The sequence below is a fragment of the Mesorhizobium sp. M7A.F.Ca.ET.027.03.2.1 genome, from assembly GCF_003999175.1.
Taxonomy (GTDB): domain Bacteria; phylum Pseudomonadota; class Alphaproteobacteria; order Rhizobiales; family Rhizobiaceae; genus Mesorhizobium.
Genome location: NZ_RZOM01000050.1, coordinates 1 through 12,419 on the forward strand (window position 1 = coordinate 1; position 12,419 = coordinate 12,419).

The following is a 12,419-nucleotide window of genomic DNA, read 5'->3' on the forward strand; positions in this document are numbered from 1 at the left end:
TCGAGGTCGCCCGCCTGCATGGCCGCCAGCGCGTCCTGGGTGGCATCGACGCCGCCGACGACAACCGCCTTCATGTCGATGTTGCCGGCCTTCATCGCCTGGATGGCGCCGATGGCGCTTTCGTCATTGTTGGCGATGACGCCGTCGAACGGCTTGCCGGTCGACAGCCAGTTGGTCATCAGGTTCTGCGCCTCGTCGCGGTTCCAGTTCGACGTCTGCTTGTCGATGATCTTGATGAAGCTGCACTCCGGCGTCGCGATCACATCGTCGATGTCCTTGGTGCGCTGCACGGCGGCCTGGTTGGAAAGCTCGCCCATGATCACATAGACATTGGCTTCCTTCTTGCCGGCTTCCTTGAACAGGCGGCAGACTTCCTTGGTCTCGAGCGTGCCGGAATCGGCTTCGTTCGAGGCGACGAAGGCCTGGTTGTCGGGCAGCGTGTCGACATTGACCGGCTCGCGGTTGACGTAGACCAGCGGGATCTTGGCTGCGGCGGCTGCGTCCGACATCGCCTGCGTGGCCGAAGTGTCGACCGGGTTGACGATGATGGCATCGACGCCCGAGGCGGCGAAGTTCTTGATCTGGTCAAGCTGCTTGGCAACGTCGTTCTGCGCGTCCTCGACCTGCAGCTCGACGCCGCTCATGCCCTTGGCCTGCTCGATCATGCCGTTGCGCAGCACGGTCAGGAAGTTGTCGTCGAACTTGGCCATCGACACGCCAACCTTGGCGGCCAGGGCGGATGAGCTCATCAGCGCCGCGAAGGCGACGCCCAAAATCAATTTCTTCATTGTGTTTCTCCTCCACATATTGGTGTCCGGTTTCACCGATTTATCCGGAATCCCCGATCTCCCCGGGGAATCTCTCCCTGATGTCTCTTCTGTTCCGTGCCTCCTGGCTGGAACGTCAAACCCTCCGTTTGAAACAGATATTCCGGAACGAAAGAACCAAAATACACAGATGATGAAATATTTATTCCATTTCACATCGGGGCGTCAAGGGCGATTCCGCGGCCTGCGGGGCGATTTACGCCTCGCTCTGATGGATTCTATCATTTGCCTCGGCGGCCTTGCGCGGCGGCGGGCTAGATGTTTTCCGGCAGATAGATGTCGAAGGGCAGGAAGCTCTGGCCCGGAGCGTTGGCGGCGCCGGTCTCGATGGCATGCGCCATCAGGTCGACAAGCTCACGGCACAAAGCGGAGAGCGGAGTCGAGATCACCATGGTGAGGATGTTGTCGGCGAGTGCCGCGCGCGATTCGGCGTTGATCTCGTTGCAGACGACCACCGGCATGGTCGCGGGCTTCGCTGCCCGCAGTGCCGAGACCGCGCCTTCCATGCCGCCGCCGGCGACGTAGCAGCCGGCAAGATCCGGATAACGCGCCAGAAGATCGACCATCGCGTCATGGGTCACCTGGTTGGCTTCCAGATTGACCAGCGTTTCAAGCACGCTGAACTCCGGCGCATGCTCGCGGAAGAAGGAGCGAAAGCCGATCTCGCGCAGCTCATGGCCGTGGAAGCGGTGGCTGCCGACGAAGAGGGCGACCTTGCCGGGCCGCTTGGCTGCCTTGGAGATCATCCATGCGGCGGTGCGCCCGACCTTGCGGTTGTCGAGGCCGATATAGCCTTCCCGGATGCCGGCGGCAAAGTCGGACAGCACGGAAAAGACCGGCTGCCCTCTCGCCTTCAAGGTTTCCACGACCGCTGTCAGGGTCGGATGGTCCGGACCGACAACGGCGATGGCCCTCGATTTCGCCGCCAGCCTGCGCATCTGGGAGGCGATCTCGTCGGGAGCCAGGGAACTGGCGAAATCGATGGTCGCAACGCCACGGAAGCGTTGCGATTGCGAGATGGCCAGTTCGAGTTCCCGCGCGAAGTCGCCGTAAAAGGCATCATTGCCCCGCAGCAGCAGGAAGCCCAGCCGGTACTCCGGCAATTCCTGGCGCATGCGCTGCTTGATAAGGCCGGCGGCGTGATAGCCGATATCGGTAGCGGTCTCGTAGACGCGGCGCGCTGTCTCTTCGCGCACCGGCAGCCGGTTGTTCAGCACGCGGTCGACGGTGGCGACACTGACGCCCGAGATGCGCGCCAGATCTGATATTGTCGGCCGCTTCACCATGCTTGCCTCGTCGGGTTTGCTTGAGCCTTCGTACATCATCCTGATGGGAAATGATAGAAACTATCTTTGTGATGTTGAGTCCATCATCGGTCGGCGTTACTTTGATGCTCGAAGCCAAAGGATTTCATGGCATTCGCTCTGGCGGATGCCTTTGCCGAGGGAGGCAATCATGTCCACTGCGCCGTCCCGGCGTGACTACAGCCTGATCGGCCGCGATGCCAAGCTCGCCGTCGAGACCGGCCTGTCGGCGGCCGAGTGGTATCACACCGAGGTACCGCGCAAGCAGATGAAGGAGCTGATGCAGCGCTCCGACGGGCCGGCGATCCGCGATACGGCAATCTGGTTCGCCGCGCTGATCGTCAGCGGCGCCGGCGGCGCCTGGTTCTGGGGCACATGGTGGTGCGTGCCGTTCTTCTTCGTCTATGGCGTGCTCTACGGCTCCTCGACGGATTCACGCTGGCACGAATGCGGCCACGGCACCGCCTTCCGGACGCAGTGGATGAACGATGCCGTCTATCAGATCGCCTGCTTCATGATCATGCGCAATCCGGTGACCTGGCGCTGGAGCCACACGCGCCACCACACCGACACCGTCATCGTGGGCCGCGACCCGGAAATCTCGGTCATGCGGCCGCCTGATCTGGTTCGCGCCATGCTGGGCTTCGTCGGTGTGCTCGATGCCTGGCATGCGATGTCAGACATGCTGCGCAACGCCGCCGGCACCGTCAGCGCCGCCGAAAAGGCCTTCATTCCCGAACAGGAACAGCCCAAGGCGATCCGCGTCGCCCGCATCTGGACGGCGATCTATGCCGCCACCGTCGGGCTGGCGCTCTACACCGGTTCGTTCCTGCCGCTGATGCTGGTCGGCCTGCCCAGGCTCTACGGCGCCTGGCACCATGTCATGGTCGGGCTGCTGCAGCATGGCGGCCTGGCCGACAATGTCACCGACCACAGACTGAACAGCCGCACCGTCTACATGAACCCGATCAGCCGCTTCATCTACTGGAACATGAACTACCATGTCGAGCATCACATGTTCCCGATGGTGCCCTATCATGCGCTGCCGAGGCTGCACGAACTGATCAAGCACGACCTGCCGGAACCGACACCGTCGATCCTGGCCGGCTATCGCGAGATGATCCCTGTCTTCCTGCGCCAGCTGCGCAACGAGGACTATTTCCTCAAGCGCGAGCTGCCGCCGACCGCACGGCCATATCGCGAAGAATTCCACAACGACACTGTCGCCGCCGCGGCGGAATGATCGTGCTTCCATCCGATCTAGACTGTTTATTTAACGCAATTCCGGACGGAAAACCGCTGCGCACTTTTCCTGGATTTGCTTTTGGGGAGGACTTGAATGAGCGACTGGGTCGAGGCCTGCGCCACCGGCGACATAGACGAGGAGGATGTGGTGCGCTTCGACCATGGCGGCCGCACCTTCGCCATCTATCGCAGCCCCGACGACGAGTTCTTCGCCACCGACGGCCTCTGCACGCATGAAAAGGTGCACCTGGCCGACGGGCTGGTGATGGACGACATCATCGAATGTCCCAAGCACAATGGCCGCTTCAACTACAAGACAGGGGATGCCCGCGGCGCGCCGGTCTGCGTCAATCTGAAGACCTATCCGGTCAAGGTTGATGCCGGCAAAGTCCTGATCCAGATCGGATGACTGACATGGCGCGGGGAATGGTCATCATCGGCGCCGGCGAATGCGGCGGGCGGGCGGCATTGGCGCTGCGCGACCTCGATTATCAGGGGCCGGTGACGCTGGTCGGCGATGAGCCGCATCTGCCCTATGAGCGCCCGCCGCTGTCCAAGGAGGCGATGGCCAGCGATGCGCCAGAGATCAAGGCGATCGCCAGCGACGCCATTCTGGCCGAGAAATCGATCCGGCATATCCATTCCGTCCAGGCCGTGGCGATCGATCCGGCGGCGCATGCGGTGCGCCTGTCGGACGGATCGGTCCTGCCTTACGACAAGCTCCTGCTGGCAACGGGTTCGATGCCGCGCAAGCTGCCGATGCCCGGCCTTGGCGCGCACTGCGTCTATCTCAGGACCTTCGCCGACGCGCTCGCCATTCGCGCGCATCTTACCCCCGGCAACCGTATCGCCATCATCGGCGGCGGTTTCATCGGCCTCGAACTCGCCGCCGCGGCACGCAAGCTAGGCGCTGCGGTCACCGTTATCGAGGCGCAGCCGCGCATCCTGATGCGCGGCGTGCCGGCGGAGATCGCCGAAATCATCCATGACGCGCATGTCGCCGAGGGCGTTGATACTCTGTGCGGGGATGGCATCGCGTCCATCGCCGACGACGGCAACAAGGTGCGCATAGCGCTTGCCGGCGGCCGGGAAATCGTCGCCGACCTCGCGATCATCGGCATCGGCGCCGTGCCGGTGACCGGGCTTGCGGCCGAAGCCGGCCTGGCGATCGACAACGGCATTGCAGTCGATGCCGAGCTGCGCAGCAGCGATCCCGACATCTTTGCCGCCGGCGATTGCTGCTCGTTTCCGCTCGCCGTCTATGGCGGCCGCCGCGTCCGGCTGGAAGCCTGGCGCAACGCCCAGGAACAGGGCGCGCTGGCGGCCAGGAACATGCTCGGCGCCGGCGAGGCGCATGCGTCGGTGCCGTGGTTCTGGTCGGATCAATATGGTCTGTCCCTGCAGATCGCCGGGCTCGCCGACGAAGGCAGCAGCACCGTGCGCCGCGACCTCGGCGACGGCGCTTTCATCCTCTTCCATCTGGCCCAAGACGGCAGGCTGGTGGCCGCCAGCGGCATCGGCCCCGGCAACGCGGTCGCCCGCGATATCAGGCTGGCCGAAATACTGATCGGCAAGCACGCGAAACCGGCGCCGGAAGCGCTGGGATCACAGGCGGTCAAGCTGAAGTCGCTGCTGGCGGCTTGAGCCGTCACGCCAATTGCCGACGTCTGCGCCGCCCCTCATCTGCCTGCCGGCATCTTCTCCCCGTATAGTGACGGGGAGAAGGGCGCTATCATCGCCGGTTTCGCCAATCACCAGCATCGCAAGAAGGGCGCCGAGGTTGCGGCCAGCCCCTTTCTCCCCGTCACTATACGGGGAGAAATGTCCGGCAGGACAATGAGGGGCGGCGCAGGCGTCGGCAAATTAACGTCAGCGCGCCTGAACCCCAGCCTAAAACAGCGCCTTCAGCTCCGCCAATTTGTCATTCACCAGCCAGCCATAGTAATTCTCTTCCGGCAGCTTTTCCGGCTCGCCGGCGGCGCGGCGCCTGTCGTTCTCCGCCTTCAGCGCGTCGGCGCGCTGCTCCGGATTGCCGACATTGTAGAGCGTGGCCGTGACCCCCGGATTGCCCGAAATGTCGAAGCCGGCAATGCTTTTATAGGCATCGATCGATTTCCGGATCGTCGCGGCGACGTAGGGCAGCGTCAGGTCGGGATCCATGATGGTCTTGTAGACCGAATTGGGATCGCCGACGTCGAGCTTCGGCAGGCCGGAAACCTTGTGCACCAGATCGCTCATCTGCAGGGCGGTCAGCGGGTTGAGCTGGCCGAGGCCGAAGGTCTGGCCGGCATAATAGGGCTGGAAGAAGGTGGCACCGAAACGGTCGTCGGGAAAGTTCGTCCCGCCGACGCTCTTGCCGCGAAACGAACGGTTCCACACCTGTTCGCGGCATTCCCACAGATCGTAGCTGTCGGACATTGCGGCGCATCTCTTGAATTCCGGCCGCTGCACGAAATCGGTGATGTCCTCGCCGTCATAGGCAAAGGAAAGCTTGCTGGAGAGATAGGAGATCGCCTTGACGTAGTAGGTCTGCAGTCGGTCATAGGCATCGACATTGTAGGTGTGCTCGCCGACGATGGCGCCGACGATGTGCAGGGGATCGATGCCGTAGGTGGCTGCTGCCTTCTTGATCTTGCCGCGCAGACCGGCGTCGTTCTGCAGCAGGGCGTAGACCTTGCGGTACTTCGCCTGGAAGCTGGTGTTGGTCGCCTGGGTGCGCCGGCTGGAGGCACCCGGAATGTCGGGCTGCACGGCATTGCGATTTCCCGGCGGCACCAATGTCGCTGCCTCGGCGGCGAACAGCGTCGCCGCCAGCGTCAAGCCGAGAATGACCAGGATCAGTTTTTTCATGCACCCGCCGCCCAAGCAATTCCAGGAAAAGTGTGAAACGGTTTCCCGGAATTGCGTCAAACCAAGAGATCGAGAATTGCCGCGCAAACTAGGTAAAGCTCTTGGTCGAGTCGAGAGCGCCCCTTCACCCGGCACTACGAAAGGTGGCCAGATGGTACCATCTGGCCACACATGATTTTGCTTGCCGGAAAATGTTGCCTGGACCGGCGCCGGAACGTTCCGGCACCGTCGTTTAAAGGATGAACCGCGACAGGTCGGTATTCCTGGACAGGTCGCCGACATGCTTTTCCACATAGGCGGCGTCGATGGTGACGCTGGTTCCGTTGCGGTCGGGCGCATCGTAGGAGATTTCGTCCAGCACCCGCTCCATCACCGTCTGCAACCGCCTTGCGCCGATATTCTCGACGCTGGCGTTGAGGTCGACGGCGATGCCGGCCAGCGAATCGATAGCGTCGTCGGTGAAGGTCAGCTCGACGCCCTCGGTCTTCATCAGAGCGATATACTGCTTGATCAGGCTCGCCTCGGTCTCGGTCAGGATGCGGACGAAATCGTCCTTCTCCAGCGCCCGCAATTCGACGCGGATCGGCAGGCGGCCCTGCAGCTCCGGCAAAAGGTCGGACGGCTTGGAGACGTGGAAGGCGCCGGAAGCGATGAACAGGATATGATCCGTCTTCAATGGCCCGTATTTGGTCGCCACCGTGGTGCCCTCAACCAGCGGCAGCAGGTCGCGCTGCACGCCTTCGCGGGACGGACCGCCCGAAATGTCGGATCTCGCCGCTATCTTGTCGATCTCGTCGAGGAAGACGATGCCGTCATTTTCCGCGGCATCGAGCGCCCGGCGCACGACTTCGTCCTGGTCGAGCAGCTTGTCGGACTCGTCATTGACCAGCAGATCGTAGGACTCCTTGACCGTCGTCTTGCGCGTCTTGGTCTTCTTGCCGCCCATCGCCTTCGACAGCATGTCGTTGATGTTGAGCACGCCGATATTGGCGCCCGGCATGCCGGGAATCTCGAAGCCGGGCATGCCGCCGCTGCCGGTGTCGGCAACCTCGACCTCGATCTCCTTGTCGTCGAGCTCGCCGTCGCGCAGCTTCTTGCGGAAACTATCGCGGGTGGCCGGGCTCGCCGTCTTGCCGACCAGCGCTTCCAGCACGCGTTCCTCGGCGTTGACGTGGGCGCGCGCCTTGACGTCTTCGCGCATCTTCTCGCGCACCAGGCCGATGGCGATCTCGACCAGATCGCGGATGATCTGCTCGACATCGCGGCCGACATAGCCGACCTCGGTGAACTTGGTCGCCTCGACCTTGACGAAAGGCGCACCGGCAAGACGCGCCAGGCGGCGCGAGATCTCGGTCTTGCCGACGCCGGTCGGCCCGATCATCAGGATGTTCTTCGGCATCACCTCTTCGCGCATCTGGCCTTCCAGCTGCTGGCGGCGCCAGCGGTTGCGCAAGGCAATGGCCACGGCGCGCTTGGCGTCCTTCTGGCCGATGATGAAACGGTCGAGTTCCGAAACGATTTCGCGGGGAGAAAATGTGCTCATATCACTAGATTCCACTTTGCCACTGCTTGATGGCCTCGAACGGATGCAGCAGCATGATCACGTTGAGTGTCAGATTGTCCCGGATGAGATAGCCGGTACCGAGTTCGAAGATGATGGCGAGGCTGACGATCACCCATATAGGTAGCCTTCGCGCCATCACAAATCCCAGCACCATGGCCAGTGTGTCGGACACCGAATTGATGATGCTGTCGCCGTAATAGTCGAGCGAGATGGTGCCGGCGCGGTAGCGCTCGATGATGAATGGGCTGTTTTCGAGCAGCTCCCAACCGCCTTCGATGAAGACGGCGAACGCCAGTCTCAAGCCGATCGGCGAACGCGGGAACAGGAATCTTGCCAGCGCATAGAACAGGAAGCCGTGGATGATGTGCGAGAACGTATACCAGTCCGAAATGTGCTGGGAATTCTCCGAACTCTGCACGACGCCTTGCCAGAGCTTGACGTAGCCGCAGGTGCAGATCGGCGTTCGCCCCATGCCGTAGAGCGCCCCGGCCTGGAAGATGATCAGCGCGAGGACGAGCAGAAGCCCCATTCGCCAGCTGTCTTCATAGGCCGAATAGCTGTTCTCCGCGGCCGGTGTCGTCATCGGTTCATTCCCCCTCGTTTCGCGTCGCCGTCTCGATCATCACAAAGCCTTGTCACGCCTTCAGCGGCGGTAGCCGGCGGATCACGGCCGCCGGCAAGGTGGGTTTGACCACAATCCGCCGGATACGCTGCCAGCCAGCCCCGAACAGAATGATCAGCGCGCCAACAACGACCAGGATCAAGGCAAAAGGCGGGATGCCCGTCGAATCGGAGGCGGAATTCACCAGATAATAGATGCCCAGCGAGCCGAAGTAAGCCAATGTCGGAACCAGAAGCGAACGGCGGTCTATGGCAAGCGCGACATAGAGGAAGCCAAGGATCAGGATCGTCAGCATGATGGTTGCATTGGCATCCGGCGCGATATGTCCGAATACGACGTTCTGGCCGGTTGCCATGATAAACAGCGGATGCACCAGCATGGGCGCCGAGACGACATGCAGCCAGAAAGCGCAATCGGACCAGATCTTGCGCCGATCCCTGTCGTAAATGTCAAAAGCTACACCCGTTGCGAACACGATCAGGCCGCAGATCAGCGGCATGTAAAGTGCCGCGCGCAGCAATTCGGGAACATCCTCAAGGCGCGGCGGCGCAATCGCGCCCGCTGTCACACTGTCATACAGGATTATCGCCGTTTGCAGGAAGGCAAGCAATGTGAAGGCGATGGCGATAACCCCGGCAATGATGGGGACGCGAAAGCGCCAGAAATAGATCGCCGCCGCGATTATTCCCCCGCCCAGGAACAGATATCCGGCCCGGGACGCCGTCTGGCGCAACGCCAACAGCTGCCAGATAGTCTCCGGCTTGCGTATGCCGAAGCTGGCCTCCACTTGTAGCGCCAGAGCGGCCAGAATGGCGGCCATGAAAATCAGGGCAAGCACGGACGACGATAATTTCATCCGGTGCTGGCGCGTGACGATTTCGGCGAGCCCCCAGGCGAAAACCGCCAGGATGCCGGCGATCCAGAATGTCTGGCCTGGAAGCAAGGTGGTCAGGACAAAGAAGAAGCCGGCGCTGAGCAGAACGGTTCCCACAGTGACGAACAGATCGTTGCCGCCGCCGACCAGCCGCAGGTTTTCCTCGTCGCCCTCGTCATCGGCGCGCCTGGCCTCGGGGGCGAAAGCGACCGCACGTTCCATGGCCTCCAACTGATCGCGCAGGGTCTGCGAGATCAAACCTTTCGCGATTGCCTTGTCGAGGGTTTCGGCGCTGATCAATTGGGCTCCTGCGTCGCGTCGCGCGCCATCATCAAGGCCGGCCCGTACTCCGATGTTCTGGTGTCAAACGCAACAAAGCCAGCCTTTTCATAGGCACGGATCGCCCTGACATTGGCGGGATCCGGATCGATGATGACGCGCGGAACACCTTCCTCGAAAAGTTGTTCGACGAACTGGCGCACGATTGCCGAGCCATGGCCGCGCCCGAGCAACTCCGGCACGCCGATCGACACGTCGATGCCGAGCGTGCCGAACGGCTGGTCGGCATAGGGATGGTCGTCTTCCAGATGCGGGTCGTAGCTCTGCAGATAGGCAATCGGCTTGCCGTCGAGCTCGACGATCAGCGGCTCGACCGAAATCGAGTCGATGTGCTCGCGAATGCCGGCGATTTCCGTCTCCGGATCGTCCCACCACTCTGCAACATGCGGCTCGGCGAGCCAGCCGGCGATCATCGGCAGGTCTTTTTCCGTCACCGGCCGAAAATCGTAGAGCGTAGCTTGCTCAGGCGACATCGAGCGTTTCGACGACGAAATTGTTGTTGGTGTAGACGCAGATATCGGATGCGATCTGCATCGCCTTGCGGGCGATCTCCTCGGCATCCTTGTCGCTGTCCATCAGCGCGCGCGCCGCGGCCAGTGCGTAATTGCCGCCCGAACCGATGGCCATGACGCCGAATTCGGGTTCGAGCACGTCGCCGGTGCCGGTCAGCGCCAGCGATACCGACTTGTCGGCCACCAGCATCATCGCTTCCAGCCGGCGCAGATAGCGGTCGGTGCGCCAGTCCTTGGCGAGTTCGACGCAGGCGCGCGTCAGCTGGTCTGGATATTGTTCGAGCTTGGCTTCGAGCCGCTCCAGCAGCGTGAAGGCGTCGGCGGTGGCGCCGGCGAACCCGGCGATCACATTGCCGCCCTTGCCGATGCGGCGCACCTTCTTGGCGTTGCCCTTCATGATGGTCTGGCCAAGGCTGACCTGGCCGTCGCCGGCGATCACCACCTTGTTGCCCTTGCGCACCGTCACGATGGTCGTGGCGTGCATGGTCAGATTATCGGACATTTCCTGGCTCCGAGCAGCGCCATCCCGATAAGGCGATCGGCGCGGTACGAGTGACTTGATCGGCCATATGTATGCATGGGACCGATGATTGCAAACCGCTGGATAGCGGCCGGGTTCGCAACTGGCAATCGCCGGATCATGCTGCTAGAAGGCTTTCGTTTTCAAGCCTGCGAGGGCTTGAACCTCTGAGCCGGTCACGATGTGAACCTCTGGGACAAGGATAGAGTGATGCCGCCCCGCGCCGCCGAAGTCAGCCGCAAGACCAAGGAAACCGAGATTGCCGTCTCGGTCCATGTCGACGGCACCGGAAAATCGGACATTTCGACGGGCGTCGGCTTCTTTGACCATATGCTGGACCAGCTGGCGCGCCATTCCCTGATCGACATGACGGTCAGGGCCAAGGGCGACCTGCATATCGACGATCATCACACGGTCGAGGACACCGGCATCGCGCTTGGCCAGGCACTGGCCAAGGCACTGGGCGAGCGGCGCGGCATCATGCGCTATGCCTCGATCGACCTTGCCATGGACGAGACGCTGACGCGCGCCGCGATCGACGTGTCCGGCCGTCCGTTCCTGGTCTGGAACGTTTCCTTCTCGTCGCCGAAGATCGGCACCTTCGACACCGAGCTGGTGCGCGAATTCTTCCAGGCTTTGGCGCAGAATGCCGGCATCACGCTGCATGTCACCAATCATTATGGCGCCAACAACCATCACATCGCCGAGACCTGCTTCAAGGCGGTGGCGCGCGCGCTGCGCGCGGCTCTCGAACGCGATCCGCGCCAGCCGGATGCGGTTCCCTCCACCAAGGGATCGTTGAAGGGATAAGGCAATGGCCACCTATGTCGTGATGGAACCGCCAGGCCGCAGCGAGAAGGCCGATGCCACGGCCTTTGTCCGCGATGGCTTCACCTGGCTGGGCCTCCTGGTGCCGCCGCTATGGTTCGCCTGGCATCGGCTGTGGATCGAGGCAGCGCTTGCCTTCGTCGTCATGGGCCTGCTTTCGATGCTGGGCCAGAAGCTCGGCCTTGGTCTGGCCGGCTCGCTGCTGTCGCTGTTGGTTTCGCTCTATGTCGGACTGGAAGGGCAAGGCCTGCGCATCGCGGCACTTCGCCGGCGCGGTTGGCACGAATGGGGCGCGGTCGAAGCCGGTTGGCTCGACGATGCCGACACACGCTATGCGCTGGAAGCGGAAGCGCTTGCCGATGAGGTTGTGCCGGCGCCGCGCATGGTCCCCGATGCTGCCCTCGCGCGGCCAGCGCAGCCGGGCATGGCGCTGGGGCTGACCCACATTCCGGGAAGAAGCTGACATGCGGGTTGCGATCATCGACTACGGCTCGGGCAATTTGCGCTCGGCCACCAAGGCTTTCGAGCGCGCCGCGCGCGAAGCCGGCATATCGGCTGATATCGACCTGACCGCAGATGCCGAGCGGGTGCGCACGGCCGATCGCATCGTCCTGCCCGGCGTCGGCGCCTATGCCGACTGCGCGGCCGGCCTGCAGGCCGTCGAAGGCATGTGGGAAGCCGTCGACGAGGTTGCGATCGTCAAGGGCCGGCCTTTCCTGGGCATCTGCGTCGGCATGCAACTGATGTCGCAGCGCGGCCTCGAAAAGACAATTACCGAGGGCTTCGGCTGGATATCGGGCGACGTGAAGGAGATCATGCCTTCCGATCCGGCGCTGAAGATCCCGCAGATCGGCTGGAACACGATCGAGCTCAAGCGCCAGCATCCGCTGTTTGCCGGCATTCCGACTGGCGCGGCCGGGCTGCACGCCTATTT

General features: G+C 62.6%; 14 protein-coding genes. 6 read left to right on the forward strand and 8 right to left on the reverse strand.

Features of this window, described 5'->3' with window-relative positions:
• Together EN750_RS04115 and EN750_RS04120 are read right to left on the reverse strand one after the other, a co-directional pair.
• The coding region (locus EN750_RS04115; RefSeq protein WP_145967402.1) for a substrate-binding domain-containing protein at positions 1-788 on the reverse strand (788 nt) is incomplete at its 3' end.
• A 293-nt stretch (positions 789-1,081) separates the two neighbouring features.
• The gene (locus EN750_RS04120) at positions 1,082-2,113 is read right to left on the reverse strand and encodes a LacI family DNA-binding transcriptional regulator (protein WP_127395701.1); all 1,032 of its coding nucleotides are present in this window, start codon (positions 2,111-2,113) and stop codon (positions 1,082-1,084) included.
• Between the two features lie 169 nt (positions 2,114-2,282).
• On the opposite strand from EN750_RS04120, the gene EN750_RS04125 reads away from it, so the two are divergent.
• From EN750_RS04125 to EN750_RS04135, 3 genes are all read left to right on the forward strand, one after another.
• A complete protein-coding gene (locus tag EN750_RS04125; RefSeq protein ID WP_127395702.1) occupies positions 2,283-3,374 on the forward strand; it encodes a fatty acid desaturase family protein in 1,092 nt (363 codons plus the stop codon).
• Positions 3,375-3,470: 96 nt separating this feature from the next.
• Positions 3,471-3,785, forward strand: a complete 315-nt coding sequence (locus tag EN750_RS04130; protein WP_127395703.1) for a MocE family 2Fe-2S type ferredoxin — start codon at positions 3,471-3,473, stop codon at positions 3,783-3,785.
• The gene (locus tag EN750_RS04135; RefSeq protein WP_164873732.1) at positions 3,782-5,020 is read left to right on the forward strand and encodes an FAD-dependent oxidoreductase; all 1,239 of its coding nucleotides are present in this window, start codon (positions 3,782-3,784) and stop codon (positions 5,018-5,020) included. Before EN750_RS04130 ends, EN750_RS04135 begins: the two co-directional genes overlap by 4 nt.
• A gap of 246 nt (positions 5,021-5,266) precedes the next feature.
• Here the strand turns inward: EN750_RS04135 and EN750_RS04145 are convergent, their stop codons facing one another.
• From EN750_RS04145 to hslV, 6 genes are all read right to left on the reverse strand, one after another.
• Positions 5,267-6,226: a DUF1402 family protein gene (locus tag EN750_RS04145; protein WP_127395705.1), complete on the reverse strand. Its 960-nt coding sequence runs from the start codon at positions 6,224-6,226 to the stop codon at positions 5,267-5,269.
• Positions 6,227-6,458: 232 nt separating this feature from the next.
• Complete coding sequence (gene hslU / locus EN750_RS04150; RefSeq protein ID WP_127328515.1) at positions 6,459-7,769, reverse strand: ATP-dependent protease ATPase subunit HslU; 1,311 nt, start codon at positions 7,767-7,769, stop codon at positions 6,459-6,461.
• 4 nt (positions 7,770-7,773) lie between these two features.
• Positions 7,774-8,373 carry a DUF2585 domain-containing protein gene (locus tag EN750_RS04155; protein WP_127320225.1) on the reverse strand — a complete coding sequence of 200 codons (600 nt, stop codon included), beginning with the start codon at positions 8,371-8,373 and terminating at the stop codon, positions 7,774-7,776.
• A 52-nt stretch (positions 8,374-8,425) separates the two neighbouring features.
• Positions 8,426-9,586: a hypothetical protein gene (locus EN750_RS04160; RefSeq protein WP_189526044.1), complete on the reverse strand. Its 1,161-nt coding sequence runs from the start codon at positions 9,584-9,586 to the stop codon at positions 8,426-8,428.
• The gene (locus EN750_RS04165; protein ID WP_127395706.1) at positions 9,583-10,098 is read right to left on the reverse strand and encodes a GNAT family N-acetyltransferase; all 516 of its coding nucleotides are present in this window, start codon (positions 10,096-10,098) and stop codon (positions 9,583-9,585) included. The genes EN750_RS04160 and EN750_RS04165 overlap by 4 nt, the downstream gene beginning before the upstream one ends.
• Positions 10,088-10,639 (reverse strand): ATP-dependent protease subunit HslV, encoded by a 552-nt coding sequence (gene hslV / locus EN750_RS04170; RefSeq protein ID WP_127395707.1) that lies wholly within the window; start codon positions 10,637-10,639, stop codon positions 10,088-10,090. Before hslV ends, EN750_RS04165 begins: the two co-directional genes overlap by 11 nt.
• Before the next feature lie 228 nt (positions 10,640-10,867).
• Between hslV and hisB the strand changes: the two genes are divergently transcribed.
• The 3 genes from hisB to hisH all read left to right on the forward strand — a co-directional run.
• On the forward strand, positions 10,868-11,467 hold the full coding sequence (gene hisB / locus EN750_RS04175) for an imidazoleglycerol-phosphate dehydratase HisB (RefSeq protein WP_127266875.1): 600 nt from the start codon (positions 10,868-10,870) through the stop codon (positions 11,465-11,467).
• Positions 11,468-11,471: 4 nt separating this feature from the next.
• A complete protein-coding gene (locus EN750_RS04180) occupies positions 11,472-11,948 on the forward strand; it encodes a DUF2628 domain-containing protein (protein WP_027039976.1) in 477 nt (158 codons plus the stop codon).
• 1 nt (position 11,949) lies between these two features.
• On the forward strand, positions 11,950-12,419 hold a 470-nt coding region (hisH, locus tag EN750_RS04185), incomplete at its 3' end, for an imidazole glycerol phosphate synthase subunit HisH (RefSeq protein ID WP_127395708.1).